The 13695-nt window shown below is 68.9% G+C and carries 8 protein-coding genes and 3 pseudogenes; 5 read left to right on the top strand and 6 right to left on the bottom strand.

The genetic code is table 11. The features are described 5' to 3' along the window. Positions 1-120: 120 nt before the first annotated feature. Positions 121-1121: pseudogene (locus ACZ4Z3_RS00865) on the bottom strand (IS701 family transposase); the annotation flags it as partial. A 380-nt stretch (positions 1122-1501) separates the two neighbouring features. Beyond that, positions 1502-3607, bottom strand: coding sequence for a ricin-type beta-trefoil lectin domain protein (locus ACZ4Z3_RS00860; RefSeq protein WP_468499031.1), 2106 nt, complete (start codon positions 3605-3607; stop codon positions 1502-1504). A 455-nt stretch (positions 3608-4062) separates the two neighbouring features. Between ACZ4Z3_RS00860 and ACZ4Z3_RS00855 the strand changes: the two are divergent. Both ACZ4Z3_RS00855 and ACZ4Z3_RS00850 read left to right on the top strand, forming a co-directional pair. Continuing rightward, positions 4063-4434, top strand: a pseudogene (locus ACZ4Z3_RS00855) (GNAT family N-acetyltransferase); the annotation flags it as partial. Between the two features lie 455 nt (positions 4435-4889). Beyond that, positions 4890-5186: a hypothetical protein gene (locus tag ACZ4Z3_RS00850; RefSeq protein ID WP_468499030.1), complete on the top strand. Its 297-nt coding sequence runs from the start codon at positions 4890-4892 to the stop codon at positions 5184-5186. 120 nt (positions 5187-5306) lie between these two features. On the opposite strand, the gene qcrB is transcribed toward ACZ4Z3_RS00850, so the two are convergent. Genes qcrB through qcrC form a run of 3 tightly spaced genes read right to left on the bottom strand, consistent with a single transcriptional unit; the run spans position 5307 to position 8805 of the window. Further along, on the bottom strand, positions 5307-6944 hold the full coding sequence (gene qcrB, locus ACZ4Z3_RS00845; protein WP_468499029.1) for a cytochrome bc1 complex cytochrome b subunit: 1638 nt from the start codon (positions 6942-6944) through the stop codon (positions 5307-5309). Then, positions 6941-7999, bottom strand: coding sequence for a cytochrome bc1 complex Rieske iron-sulfur subunit (gene qcrA, locus ACZ4Z3_RS00840; RefSeq protein WP_468499028.1), 1059 nt, complete (start codon positions 7997-7999; stop codon positions 6941-6943). The genes qcrB and qcrA overlap by 4 nt, the downstream gene beginning before the upstream one ends. Then, positions 7996-8805 carry a cytochrome bc1 complex diheme cytochrome c subunit gene (gene qcrC / locus ACZ4Z3_RS00835; protein WP_468499027.1) on the bottom strand — a complete coding sequence of 270 codons (810 nt, stop codon included), beginning with the start codon at positions 8803-8805 and terminating at the stop codon, positions 7996-7998. Before qcrC ends, qcrA begins: the two co-directional genes overlap by 4 nt. Before the next feature lie 528 nt (positions 8806-9333). Between qcrC and ACZ4Z3_RS00830 the strand changes: the two are divergent. The 3 genes and pseudogenes from ACZ4Z3_RS00830 to ACZ4Z3_RS00820 form a co-directional block, all read left to right on the top strand. Continuing rightward, positions 9334-9562 (top strand): annotated as a pseudogene (locus ACZ4Z3_RS00830) (Tn3 family transposase); the annotation flags it as partial. Positions 9563-10657: 1095 nt separating this feature from the next. After that, a complete protein-coding gene (locus ACZ4Z3_RS00825) occupies positions 10658-11563 on the top strand; it encodes a hypothetical protein (RefSeq protein ID WP_468499026.1) in 906 nt (301 codons plus the stop codon). Between the two features lie 247 nt (positions 11564-11810). Then, the gene (locus ACZ4Z3_RS00820) at positions 11811-12251 is read left to right on the top strand and encodes a protein-tyrosine phosphatase family protein (RefSeq protein ID WP_468499025.1); all 441 of its coding nucleotides are present in this window, start codon (positions 11811-11813) and stop codon (positions 12249-12251) included. 468 nt (positions 12252-12719) lie between these two features. Here the strand turns inward: ACZ4Z3_RS00820 and ACZ4Z3_RS00815 are convergent, their stop codons facing one another. Then, positions 12720-13379 (bottom strand): M15 family metallopeptidase, encoded by a 660-nt coding sequence (locus ACZ4Z3_RS00815; protein WP_468499024.1) that lies wholly within the window; start codon positions 13377-13379, stop codon positions 12720-12722. Positions 13380-13695: the final 316 nt, after the last annotated feature.

Here is a 13695-nt window from a genome sequence, read left to right as displayed (position 1 = left end):
TAGGTTCTGGCCCGTCTGTGGCTGGTCGGAGGGCTGGGCAGGCGCCGTCCGCAGGTGGTGCAGGTACCGGTCCAGCACCTCAGCAGGTCCTGAAGAACGTCGAGGACCTGATAGAGGGTCAGGCCGGTGTGCGGACTTTGGGTCGAGCCGCCGCAGGGTGAGGAACGCCTGGGCGGCGGCGCGCTCGATCCGCCAGCGCATCCTGGCCCATCGCACCAGGCCAGCGGCCGGTGCCGTGGCGGGCAGGTTCGTTATCCAGTAGTTGGTCGGAGTGTCCTGGCCGTCCGGCCATTCGACCAGGAGCGTCCGGGCGGGCAGGACGCCGTCCCACCGGTTGCGGCCGCCGCCCGCCTCCTGCACTGCGGCCAGGGACTGCTTGCCTGCGGGCCGCACGGACAGCACCGCGAACCGCGAGGTCATCGCGCCTTTGCTGCCCTGCCTCCAGGTCACCTCGGTGAACCGCTGAGCACCCACTTCCCCCGCAAGGACCGAAACGGCTCGCGGTGGGGTGCGGTTGCGGTTGCGGGGAAGGGTGGGCGGCCCGAGCCCGCCGTAAGCAGGCCGGTGCGGCTCGGCATCCTCCGGGTGGGCGACTTCCTTCCCGGTCAGGGCCAGGACATAGGACAGCCCCCGCTCCTCGAGACCGAGCCGGAACGGGGTGCTGACGACGTAGTCGGCATCGGCGACCACGACCGGCGCCTTCACCTGCCACTGGGCGAGTGTGTCCAGCAGGCCGAGCGCAAGACGCCACTTCTCCCGGTGCACCACGTCGCCGGGGACTCCCGCCCTGCGGCACCGGTCCGGCTCGTCCGTCCACTCACGCGGCAGATACAACTGCCACTCCAGCGGGCACGAGGCGGTGTCGGTGGCGGCATGGACACTGACCGCCCGACCTGGCAGTTCGCCCGTTTGCCGACCGCTCCGCAGTACTGGCGGGCCACCCCGACCGACGCCTTGCCGCACTTGGGGAACGACACATCGTCGATCACCCACACCTCGGGCATGACGACCCCACACAGCCGCTCGGCGATCCGCCGCCGGACCGGCAGCGGATCCCACGGCGACTGGCTCACGAACTGCTGCAGGGCCTGCATGTTCCCGCCCGGCAGACGCTCGGCCACCTGGCCGGGATGGTCTGGGAGCCGAGCGAAGATCTCAACACACAACACACAACCCCAGCTCACACACCCTGACCTCCTCACAGGAACCGCTCACCCCGCCACCCCGCACACCAGCAACACCCCAGGCCAGCCGCCACCCCGCACACCAACAAGCCCCCATCCGAGCGTCAAGATCTTCTGCAGCATCACGAGCGGCCCGACGGGCCTGAGCCCGCCGGATCCTGGAGTCACCAATGCCTCCACGCTGGGAGGTCACCTCAAGGGCTACGACGCTCACATCACGCACGCGTGGCGAGGTCCCGCCTCAGGGAGGGAAAGGGAACGGCGAAGGGCCCGGTCCGCTTCGGACCGGGCCCTCGCGCTTCACGGCGCCGCGCGGACTACGAAAGGGTCCACTTCTGGTTGTTGCTGCCGTTGCAGGTCCACAGGACCAGCTTGGTGCCGTTGGCGGTTGCCCCGTCGTTGGCGTTCAGGCAGAGGCCGGCGTTCACGTTGGTGATGGTGCCGTCCGCGTTGACGTTCCACTGCTGGTTGGTCTGGCCGTTGCAGGTCCAGATGACGACCCGGGTGCCGTTGGTCGTGCCGCGGTTGTAGGCGTCCAGGCACTTGTTGCCGTAGACCACCAGCTGCTTGCGGGATGTGACGTGGGCCCACGACTGGTTCTCGCCGCCGTTGCAGTCCCACAGCTGTGCGTCGGTGCCGTTGAGGATGGTGTTGTTGTTGATGTCGAGGCAGCGGTTCGACTGCTGTCCGACCACCTGGGCGCTGTTCGCCCCGGGCAGCGGGCGCACCTCGATGGCGTCGAAGTCCGGTGTCCAGGAGGTGGAGTTGGAGAAGGCCAGCGTGTTCGACGAGCCCTTCTTCAGGGAGACCTCGACGGAGACGGTGCCCGGTGTGGTCCAGGAGCCGGTCGGCGGGAAGGACACCTTGGTGGCCTGCTGTCCGTTGACCTGGAGGACGGCCGTACGGGCCGCGTTGCTGCCGTTGGTGTAGGCGATGTCGACGACCTTCGTGCCCGTAGCGTCGGCCGTGACGTTGTTGAAGCGCAGGGTGTTGGCGGCGCTGTTGCCGACGTTGCCCACCTTGGTGCCGCCGGAGCAGTTGGCGCAGGCCGCGTTGGCCGCGGAGCCGCCCTTGGTGTTCGCGGCGGCCTCGGCCTCGTACGTCGAGCTCGCGGCCTCGGTACCGCCGGTGACCGTGAGCATCACCGAGTCCTTGGCGGGCACGGAGACGGTGTAGCTGGTGCTGAAGCTGCCCACGTTGGAGCGCGTCCAGAGGTTGCGGACCGTGGCGGAGGCGCCTGTCAGGCCGAGGTCGGACCAGCGCACGGTCATGTTCTGCGCGCTGGAGGTGCGGTTGAGCAGGACGACGGCCCGCTTGCCCGTGCCGGACAGGACCTTGCCGTAGACCTGCAGTCCGGGGCTGTCCTCAGCGACCTTGACGCCCTGGAGGCCGCGCGGGTCCTGGTCAACCGCGATGACCTCGGGGTTGGTGAGGATGTCACGCGTCTGCGTGCTCATCGTGGCCAGGTTGTTGCCGGCCAGGAGCGGTGCGCCGGAGACGGCCCACAGGTTCATGTGGCTGCGGTTCTGGGCGGCGGTGAAGCCGTCCAGCCCGACCATGAGCATGTCCGGGTCGTTGTAGTAGCCGGTGTGCTGGCCCGAGGGGTGCACGTTCGCGTCGAAGTTGGCGAGCATGCTGTCCCACGAGGGCGCGTTGCCGTGGAAGATGATGTCGGTGTTGGTACGCCACAGGGCGGCCATGCCGGCGCCCCAGTTCCACGGGTTCTGCTTGCCCCAGTTGCAGATCGACAGGGTCAGCGGGCGGCCCGTGGTGGCCGACGCCTTCGCGGCGGCGTCGCTGATGGCCTGGTACGTCGTCTTTGCGTCGAGCTTCTCGACGTCGCCGCCGCACCAGTCGACCTTGACGTAGTCGAAGCCCCACTTGGAGAACTGGAGCATGTCCTGCTCGTAGTGGCCCTCGCTGCCGCTGCCGGGCGCGGCCGGGCGGCCCGTCGGGAAGTAGTAGCCACAGCCGTCCTTGCCCGCGTCGGTGTAGATGCCCGCTTTGAGGCCCTTGCTGTGGATGTAGTCGGCGATCGCGCTCATACCGCCGGGCCACTCGGACTCGTCGATGGTGATGTTGCCCTGGCTGTCGCGGGTACCCTGCCACCAGCCCTCGTCGAGGTTGATGTACTTGTACCCGGCCTCCGGGAGACCGGCCGCGACGAACGCATCGACCTGCGCCTTGATCACGTTGTAGTCGATCTTCGCGGCGAAGGTGTTCCAAGAGGCCCAGCCCATCGGCGCCGGGTCCACCGCGATCTGGTTGGACGTCACCGCGACCGGTTCCGCCCGGTCCAGTTCGGTGGCCTGCTGGTGCTGGAGACCGACCAGCGCACCCCCGGCCATCGCCAGCACCGACGCACGGACAAGGACGGCTCTGGCCAGGCGTCTTGCACGGGGGACGCACTGCTGGAGGGGCATACGGGTTCCTTTCGCAGGCACGACAACCGCACACGGTTGACCGGTATGTCGAACGATGCTCGGTTTGCCGAACAGATCGACGCCGAAGCTAGAGTCCCCACCGCACAGAAGTCAACGGATAGTCCTTCCCTTTCTGGGGCGGTGTAGTGGTCAGGGCACCCACTCCCGGCCCGGCACGGCAGGGTGGGCCGACGCTCGGCGATCTCGGCGAGGAAGCGGCCGTACAGGGCGATGTCGATGGCGTCGCGCGGTGCGAGCGCGGTGAGTACGGCAGTGCGTGCCGCTTTCGGCAGCGCGGGGAGCTTGTCCGTCTCCCCGGCCGTGTTTTCATCGGCGCCGTTGTCGTCCGTGGTGGCCTTCTTCCGCTTCGGTTTGTCCGTGTCCGCGAGAACGGCAGCGGATGTACACCGGTTCGGGAGGCAGCCGCCACCCCAGAGGGAATCGAAATGTTCACGGGTTTCGACAGCAGCACTGGCACGGAGAGGTTGCTGCTGGGCGCCATGGCCGGCACGGTAACGAACCCGGACTTCCGCAGCGCGTGCCTGGGCTACGTCTTCGACGCCGCCGCGTGGGGCCACGGCTACACCACGGAGACCGCGCACGCCGTCCTGCGGTGGGCGTTCGACACCCTGGGCCTGAACCGCGTCCAGGCCCAGACCGACACCCGCAACGTGGCGTCCGCCCGGGTCCTGGAGAAGCTCGGCTTTGTGCGCGAAGGCACCCTCCGCGAGGACTGCGTCGTCAACGGCGACGTCTCCGACTCCTGGGTCTTCGGCCTCCTCCGCCGCGAGTGGCACCCGACGGTCACGCCTACGGCCGGCCGTTAGGACCGGGACCTGCCCGCCTTTCGGTCCGCAACTCCCACCGAGGTCACCGTCGGCCGCTCCGGCGAGCTCGACCTCTTCGCTTGCCCCACCGATCCCGACCATCCGCACCGCTGGAGCATCCGGTTGTTCGTAGGGTCTGCCTTCCACCTCGGACCTGTGGAAGACACTCAGGGTCTGGTCACACGCCGTCACCGAGGGGCAAATCGATCTTGCCGAGACAAGCCTCTACCTGATTACCACCGCAGAGCTGCCGGAGGACAGCGCGGGGTTCCTCCTGCAACCCAAGGCCAGCGGACACCGTAACGAGCAGGCGGCCGAGGCCCTCCTCGTCCAGGCGCGGCAGTCCTCGAAGAGTACGACGTCAGCCAAGGCTTTCGAGGCGTTCGACGCGCTCGGGACGCATACGCCGGGCCGAGCTCATCAGCCGGATCGAGGTCATCGGTAACGCACCGGGGATGGACTCCATCAGGGAAGACCTGCTCGGCTACGCAAGCCTGGCCGTCGAGCGCCGGTACGCCGAGTCCTTTCTTCAGCGTCCTGAGGGCTGGTTCTTCGAGCGGGCGTCCGTCCAGATGAGCTTCCCGGGGTCGGATCCGGTGACCGGCGCCGAGTTCGACGAGCTGTTCAATGATCTACGCAATCAGATCGGTGAGCACAAGCAACAAACCCGTCCGTCGGGTCGCCCCCTCACGATCGCTCACGGCCGACCACGCTCCGCATCTATGCTCCGTCCCGTTCACCGTCAACGGTGAGAAGGCGCCCACGCGGCCACGACCGCGGGAAGGGGCGGCGAGACCGGGCGCAGGCAGTGTCCGTGTGGCAGGCCGATCGCCTGTGCCGCAGGCGATGAGCACGGCTGGGAAGCGGTGGAGTCAGTGGTGGCCGTGGCCGCTCGTGATCTCCTTGTACTCCTCGACGGTCGCTTTGGGGATCTGGGCGCCCTTGCCGTAGTAGGCGCGGCGGAGCTTGGCGCGCAGTTTTTCGAGCCTCGTCACCTTCCGCTCGAGGCCGTGCTCCTCCATGGGCGCGCCCATTCGGTCCGGGTCGTACTGTTCGTGCGCGGTGAGCGTATACATCTGCTCCTGGCTGAGCGGTTCGTGCACCTCGATGAACTCACCGTGCGGCAGGCGCTTGATGATGCCCGCCTCACGGCCGTGCAGCACCTTGGTCCTGTCGCGGTGCTGGAGGCCGAGGCAGATGCGCTTGGTGACGACGAACGCGATCACGGGGCCGAGGAAGAAGGCGATGCGGACGAACCAGGTCACCGCGTTGATCGACAGCCGCAGACGGAGGGCGATGATGTCGTTGCCACCGCCGATCAACATGATGAGATACGCGGTGACCCAGGCGACACCGAGGGCGGTACGGGTCGGAGCGTTGCGCGGCCGGTCCAGGATGTGATGTTCGCGCTTGTCCCCAGTGATCCAGGCCTCGATGAACGGATAGACCGCCAGCAGGCCGAGGAAGATTCCGAAGAGAACCAGCGGGATGAAAACGCCCAGGGCGAGCGTGTGCCCCCAGAAATTGATCTCCCAGCCCGGCATGGCACGGACCAGGCCTTCGGCGAAGCCCATGTACCAGTCGGGCTGGGCGCCCGTGGTGACCTGGTCCGGACGGTAGGGACCCAGGAGCCAGATCGGGTTGATGGACGCGATGCCAGCCATCAGAGTGGTGAAACCGAAGACCAGGAAGAAGAAGCCTCCCGCCTTGGCCGTGTAAACCGGCAGCAGCGGCATGCCGACGATGTTCTTGTTCGTCTTGCCGGGGCCCGCGAACTGGGTGTGTTTGTGGTAGAAGACCAGGATCAGGTGCGCGACCACCAGGCCGAGCATGATGCCGGGCAGCAGCAGGATGTGGATGGAGTAGAACCGGGCCACGAAGTCGTCGCCCGGAAACTCGCCGCCGAACAGGAACATCGAGAGGTACGTACCGACGATCGGGATCGACAGGATCGCACCCTGGGTGAAGCGGACGCCGGTGCCGGAGAGCAGGTCGTCCGGGAGCGAGTAGCCGGTGAAACCGGTGAACATGCCGAGGACGAACAGCAGGAATCCGAACAGCCAGTTGACCTCGCGGGGCTTGCGGAACGCACCGGTGAAGAAGATCCGCATCATGTGCACGAACATGCCGGCGAGGAAGATGATCGCCGCCCAGTGGTGGATCTGCCGGATGAGCAGACCACCGCGCACCTCGAAACTGATGTCCATGGTCGAGCTGAAGGCCTCGGACACCAGCTGTCCCTGCAGCGGGACGTAACTGCCGTGGTACTCCACCTCATTCATCGACGGGTGGAAGAACAGTGTCAGGTACACACCGGTGAGAATGATGATGATGAAACTGTAGAGCGCGACCTCGCCCAGCATGAACGACCAGTGGTCGGGGAAGATCTTGCGCATGTTGGCCTTGGCGAGGGCGTAGATCCCCAGGCGACCGTCGGCCCAGTCGGCAAGCCGCTCGCCGGCCGGTGCCTGTCCGCGAGAATGGGACCCGATGTTCTTCGCCGTGCTCATCCGCGCTCCCAGAAGGAAGGACCGACCGGTTCGTCGAAGTCGCCGAGCGCTTCGAGGTAGCCATCGTCATTCACGCCGATGCGCAGCTGCGGCAGAGCGTGACCGGCCGGGCCGAAGATCACCCGGCCTCCGTCGGCGAGGTCGAAGGTGGACTGGTGGCAGGGGCAGAGGACATGGTGCGTCTGCTGCTCGTACAGGGAGACCGGACAGCCCACGTGGGTACAGATCTTGGAGAACGCCACGATGCCCTCGTGGGACCACTCCAGCTCGCGCTTGTCCTTGAAGTCGTCCGGCTGGATACGGATGACCAGCAGGGCCGCCTTGGCGATCTCGTTCTGGAACCCGTGGTCGGTCTCCTCCAGGCCTTGGGGTTTGGCGAAGGTCAGCGAGCCGACTGTGACGGCGGAGGCACGCAGCGGCTCGTTCGTGTTCATGTTGACGAGCACCTTGCCCCTGGCCCACAGGGTGTGGCGCAACTTGTCCCCGGGCAGCGGACCGAGGTCGCGCAGCAGGACGACGCCGGAGAGGGGCACCAGTGCGAGCGCGCCGAGCATCGTGTTGCGGATCAGCTTGCGGCGGCCCAGCTGCGACTCCTCGGCACCCTGCCTGAAGTCGGCGTGGACCCTCGCGCGCGTCCTGGTGGGGGCCTCGATCGGGTGACGGTCGTCGGCGAGTTCCACGTCGGACATCAAGGTGCGGGCCCAGTGGATCGCGCCCACACCGATGGTGAACAGCGCGGTGCCGAGGGTCAGACTCAACGCGAAGTTCAACGCGCTGATGTGGCCGAGCGGGAAGACGTAGATGGAGCGCTCGATGGGGATCGTCACATATGCGGCGATGAAACCGATGGTGGACAGTGCCGACACGGTGAAGAGCAGGGCGACCGTGCGCTGTGATCTCTTGGCGGCTCGCTCGTCGACGTCCTGGATCCGGTGCTCATGGGGCGGCAGGCCCGGATCCGCGAACGGGTTCTCCTCGTCCGTGACGTCCAGCGCGCTCTCTGCGGCATCCCGCTGAGCGGGCAGATCCCCCTCGGGGAAGTCCTTGCCGCTCATGACTTCCTGGCCTTCGCGGTTCGGGCGGCGACCCACACCGCGGCGGCGATGAGCCCACCGAGACCGAAGATCCAGCCGAACAGCCCCTCAGGGACCGGACCGAGTCCGCCCAGCTCCATGCCGCCGGGGCTCACGGTGTCCTCGCCGCTGACCGCGTTCAGGTAGGCGATGATGTCCCTCTTGTTCTGCTCGGTCAGTGTGCTGTCGGGGAAGGAGGGCATGTTCTGCGGGCCGGTCAGCATGGCCTCGTAGATGTGCTTGGGCGTGACGCCCTCAAGGCTCGGCGCGTACTTCCCGCGGGTCAGCGCACCACCCCTGCCGATGAAGTTGTGACACTGCGCGCAGTTGGTACGGAAGAGGTCACCGCCCGCGGTGATGTTCGCCCCCTCAGGGCTGTACTGCTTCTCCGTCGGGATGTCAGGGCCGGGGCCGAGCGAGGCGACATATACCGCCAACTGGTCGATCTCGGCCTGCGAGTAGATGTTCCGCTTCTGCGGAACCTGCGGGCCCGGCTGCTGCGCGGGCATACGGCCGGTGCCGACCTGGAAGTCGACGGCCGCCGCGCCCACGCCCACCAGGCTGGGCCCGTCAGTGGTGCCCTGACCACCGGTGCCGTGGCAAGTCGCGCAGCCCACGGCGTAGAGCTCCTTGCCCTCCTCGATGGCGACGGACTGCGCGGTTTGATGGGCCCGCGCCTTGCTCGTGGGCGCGAACGTGGCATAGAGCGCCCCGGTGCCCGGCAGTGCCAGGAACAGGACGACGAGTGCCGCTAACGGCTGGCACCGTCGCATGGAGATCTTTTTCATGGTTCCCGGAGTTAGGTTTCAGGTTCCGAAACGCCCAAGCTGTGCGGCAGGAGTCGCTCGGCCACTGGACCGTTCGGTCACTCGGGCCAGTCGGCCGCTCGGTTCACATGGTCCGGTGCGAGCGGGGTGTGGTCGGCCGTCGATTCCACAGGTTCTCGCGTGGGCGGACTCTCGCGCCGACGAGGCAGGCGCGCCCCGAGCGGGATGGCGCAGTGAGCCATCCGGGTTTCCACTCGGCTCCGTCAGTGGTCTGCGGCCGATGAACCACCGGGCGGAACCGGAGGAGGCATCCGGCGAGGAAAGGTGCCCTGCGCGCCGCTTGCCGGGAAGGCAGCAACGGGAAACCCGCAGTCGCTTCGCGGCCTGGCTCTCCTCGCAACCGGTTCGCCGTGCCCATCGCATCACCCTCCTGACTCGTTCGCCTCCCAGAGCAGAGTGCAGAGCAACTGAAACAGTGTCAAATTTCGCTAATCGGTCATTCGCGTGTCGCCGCGCATCGCGCTGTGCGGCGAGACAAGCGCGTCACCCGGACGCCCGACCCCGCTCGGCGCCGCCTTCGCCCAGTACGGACGGATCGAGAAGACCATGCACCTGCTCGCCCTGGTCGGCCCGGTCGACGACACCTACCGCCGGCTGATGAGCCGGCAGCTGGCCGTGCAGGAGTCCCGCCACCGCCTGGCGCGCAATCTGCCACGGCGTCCGCGGTCAGATCCGTCAGGCATACCGGCGGGGCTTCCGAGAGCGGACGGCCCGTCTCTTCGGCCGCGGTCCCGCACCGGGTGCCGCCCAGGAGGCGGCGTTGGAAAGGCTGGACCGCACGGCGGCTCTGCTGGAGGGCAGCGACACCGGCGCATCTGAGCCGGTTCGAGACGAGGCGCCGGCCGCCTGGCGGATTCGGTTCCAGGTGGACGGCCCGGTCCCGGAGGCGAACAGAGCTGGCCAGCACCGCCTTTCACTTCGAGCAGGTACTGGTCCCAGCTTCCGCCGTCCTCGCTCGCGATGTCTACAGGCAAGGCGATGTCGAGGTCATCCGGCCAGCCCCGCAGCCGCACCGCTTCCTCCAGGTCGAGAATGCGGAGCATCCACGGGTGCCACGCCTCCGACGTCGGCCGGTACCGGTGGAGGGTGTGCAGCAGCGCCGGGTACGGAGGCAGGGACGATCGCCGGAAGTGGATGGCCGGCGCGCCCTGGGTGCTTTCGGCGGCGACGAGCTGCGTGTACTGGCTGGTGAGTGTGTCGGCCGGGCAGGCGGGAGCGCGGAAGTGCACGCCCACGTTGCCCTTGTCGCCGCGGGTCACCGTCCACAGCTCCAGGTCCTCGGAGGCGACGTCGCGTCCGGCCTCTTCCGCGAGCTCGAGTGCGGCGTGCCGGCGCAGGCACTCCAGGTCCAGGGCGGCGCCCACGTTGGGGGGTTCGATGGTTCCGCCGGGCAGCTGCCAGCGTCCGGAATGCGCGGTGGACGATGCCATGCGCCCCACCATCAGCCGCCCGTCGTCCGTGGGCTGCGTGACGGACACGAACACCGACGGGGCGGACACGGCGTGGACCGGGTCCAGCCGCAGGAGGTACAGGCGGTAGGTCGCCCGGTACCAGGTCAACAGCAGGGTCTGCGAGTCCTTCCGCTCCAGCCCTGCGCATACCACTGTGGGCCCGTCGAAGAGCGACGGGTTCGCTGCGACGGCCTCGTCCCACCTGCGGTTCATCGCCACTGTCTGCTGATCGCTCAGCCGGGGCGGGTCTGTCTCCGCCAGAAGCAGGCGGCGAACACCGGAAAGCTCAACTGCGGGACCCACCATGCCTGTTGGTGCCAAAAAGATCACAACGGCGTACGCACATCTGCGATGCTGGCCCGATGAGCAAGCTGTGGCAAGGGCACGTCATCGAGGGCACGCGCTTCGTGGTCCCGGCGTCCGGTGTGACGCCGAGGCACGTGCTGTGCGCGGTCGGCGTGGGCCTGGATCCCGATGTCATCAGCCGGGTGGTCGAGGAGGCGGGCGGCGGGGACTTCGAACTCGACGAGTTCCAGCAGGAGCCGGACCTCCGGATGCGGGAGGCGTTCGACGCCGCGCTCGCCTCCCGCCAGATCACCGGCGACGACGGGTTCGGCGAGAGCGACTGGGCCGCGGTGGACGCACACGACTCGGTCGCCTACGTCCTGTCGCCGCCGATCTCCCAGGCCACCGGTCTCGACGTGTCCCGCCGGGCGCTGGCCGTCACCGCGGCCCTGCTGGCCAACGGGGCCACCGCGGTGAAGAACGAGTCCAGCGGGGTGGCCTGCGGGCGCGAGCGGTGGCTGGCCCTGGCGAGCGAGGCGGCGGCCGCCGAGACCGTGGACGACCTGGCCGGCGCCCTCGTCCGGGCCTGGGTCGTGCCGATGATCTACGACGGGGAGGTCTACTACAGCTGCGGCATGCACCTCCTGGGCGAGGCCGACGTGGAGCTGGCCCACGGAACCACCGGGGTGCCCGAGCCGAAGCTGCTGCTCGACTGGATGGCCACCATGCAGATCGCGTCGTACTACCTGTTGACGGAACAGCCGGAGCACGGAGTCCAGAACGGCGAGGGCTTCCGCATCGCCCAGGACGCCCCGCGCTGGATCATGAACCGTGTGGAGTGCGAACGGTTCGAGGACGACGACTTCTTCCACAACCCGTACGGATACTGGCGCCTGACCCCGGCTGCCCGCGACCCGCGCAGGCGGGCGAGGCTCAGGAGGCGCAACCCCCGCACGACCCTTGGAACACGACGGAAGAGGTGACAGCGGGGAAGGCGTGGAGCTCTCCGGACCACGGGCCGGGATCCGGTGCTCGACCCTCGCCTCGCAGTGGGTGGCGTCCAGGCAGACGTACGGGAAGTGGACGTCGTCCAGGGGCCGGGCACGGAACGCGGCAAGGCGGGCGCCGCCCGCCTGCCGGCCCACCGGCACCAGGGCGTGACGACGATCACCCGTTGCCAGGCACCATGTCTGACACAGGATCACTTAGCTGATTTGAGACGCTGACCGGATGACCGACCCCATCGAACCCTGGAGCCCGGACGCCCCCGGCGTGCTGCGGCTGCCGTCCGGGCGGCTGGTGCGCGGACGGGGGCTCAGGCATCCGCTGCCCGACGGTCCCGCGCCGACGTACGCGGTGTATCTGCTCGGCAAGGAGCCGCCCGAAGTCCCTTGGGAGGCCCGCTGGTTGCGGTGGCCCGACTTCCGGCTGCCCGCGGACCGGGTGGAGGCCGCGGAGGTGTTCCGGGACGTCCGGGAGCGGGCGGCCGGGGAGCGCGTCGAGGTCGCCTGTGGCGGCGGCCGGGGCCGGACCGGCACCGCGCTCGCCTGCCTGGCGGTCCTGGACGGCGTACCGCCCGAGGAGGCCGTCGCCTATGTGCGCCGGCACTACGACCGGCACGCCGTGGAGACCCCGTGGCAGCGGCGCTACGTACGCCGTTTCGCACCCTGACGCACGCGAGGGCGGCGGCGCGGTCAGGGCCGCCGGGCGCGGAAGCGGAGGCTGCCACCGCCCTCGGGCACGGCCACATCCGTTAAGGCCGCCCCCTCCAGCCGGGCGGGGAGACCGCGTCGCTCCCGCCGCGGGTCGCGGTGGGGTGCCGGCCGTCGCGCGGGACGGACGGGCACCGGGTCGGCCAAGCCTCCGCCAGTTCCTTCGTCAGCGCCTGCCACCGCACCGTCGGCGTGAGCCCGCGCGAGTACTTCCCGGTGCGCCGCGGAGCCGGGTGGCTCCGCACAAGACGAAGCCCCCGCCGTCCCTGCCCGCCCCATCCGCAGGGTGCTGCCCATGAGCCCCCGCTACGGGGTTTGCCGCCAAGGCGACAACAGGGGTTCGGGGTACAGCCCTCGGGGATGGGACGGGTAGGGACGGCGGGGGCGGGAGAGGGTCCCGGGCCCCCAGGTCCCCGGACCCTCCCGGCTACGGGCCGCCGAACTCGGCCGGCCCGTAGAGCGCGCCGGGCGCCCCGGTCATCAGCGCCCAGTAGCGGTCGCCGTACGACCAGTGCCACCACTCGGTGGGGTAGTTGACCAGTCCGGCCGTGGTGAGCGCCGCCGAGAGGATACGGCGGTTGCCGCGGGCCGCCTCGGAGATGTGCGGCGCGTCGGTGTAGCAGGCGTCGTCGCTCTCCTCGGGGCTGGCGTCGACCGCCGTCCCCATGTCGAGCTCCTCGCCGGTGGCGGTGCACAGGGTCAGATCGACGGCCGCCCCGGCGACATGCGGCCCGATCTCCGGCGGGGAGAGGGAACGGCTGGTCTGCTCGCGCAGATACTCCTCCGGCCAGTCCGGGTTGGCGAGCCGCAACTCGGCCGCGTACGCCTCGAAGTACTCGATCTGCAGGGCCAGCGGCCGGTACCCCTCGGTCACGAGCAGCCGCAGCCCGTCCGGCAGCAGCCGGGCGGCCCTGGCCAGCCGCCAGGCCACGCCCTCGCGCAGGTGTGCGAACGCGCCCGCCGGGTCGGCCTGGCGCGGGTCGACCACCACGAAGGGCAGTTCCCTCAGATCGACGAGGGGTTCACCGCAGTCCCGGACCGGGACGCGGGCGACCTCGGGGTCGCTCATCAGGATGATCGAAGGCATGCGTCGTCTTCCACAGGGTCCACGAGTCCCGAGTGCTTCCTGGGCCTCGTACCGGAGGTGTGTCGCGGGGGATGAGGCTGCGCCCCGGGGAGGGACCTGATCCCCTGATGTCCCTCCCCGGGGGCTTCCCCCCTTGAGTGGTGGTCTGTGGCCTGGCGACGGTGGTACAACCCGTCCGTTCTGCCGTTCTGATCCCACTGTGTTCATGATCCCGCCGGTCCGTCCCCTGTGCGTTCCGGTGGGCCGACCGGCCGGGCGGTGGTCGCCCGGCCGATCCGTTGTTCCCCCGAGAACCACGAGAATGCCGGGCCCCGCT

It is taken from the genome of Streptomyces sp. NPDC030296 (genome assembly GCF_055572815.1).
Note: the sequence above shows the minus strand (reverse complement) of the source record. Positions and strands in the feature narration are given on the sequence as shown.

Bases quoted from the DNA above. Each gene is read 5' to 3' on its own strand.
- ACZ4Z3_RS00860 (WP_468499031.1), bottom strand. From the start codon at position 3,607: ATGCCCCTCCAGCAGTGCGTCCCCCGTGCAAGACGCCTGGCCAGAGCC.
- ACZ4Z3_RS00850 (WP_468499030.1), top strand. From the start codon at position 4,890: ATGGACTCCATCAGGGAAGACCTGCTCGGCTACGCAAGCCTGGCCGTC.
- qcrB (WP_468499029.1), bottom strand. From the start codon at position 6,944: ATGAGCACGGCGAAGAACATCGGGTCCCATTCTCGCGGACAGGCACCG.
- qcrA (WP_468499028.1), bottom strand. From the start codon at position 7,999: ATGAGCGGCAAGGACTTCCCCGAGGGGGATCTGCCCGCTCAGCGGGAT.
- qcrC (WP_468499027.1), bottom strand. From the start codon at position 8,805: ATGAAAAAGATCTCCATGCGACGGTGCCAGCCGTTAGCGGCACTCGTC.
- ACZ4Z3_RS00825 (WP_468499026.1), top strand. From the start codon at position 10,658: ATGAGCAAGCTGTGGCAAGGGCACGTCATCGAGGGCACGCGCTTCGTG.
- ACZ4Z3_RS00820 (WP_468499025.1), top strand. From the start codon at position 11,811: ATGACCGACCCCATCGAACCCTGGAGCCCGGACGCCCCCGGCGTGCTG.
- ACZ4Z3_RS00815 (WP_468499024.1), bottom strand. From the start codon at position 13,379: ATGCCTTCGATCATCCTGATGAGCGACCCCGAGGTCGCCCGCGTCCCG.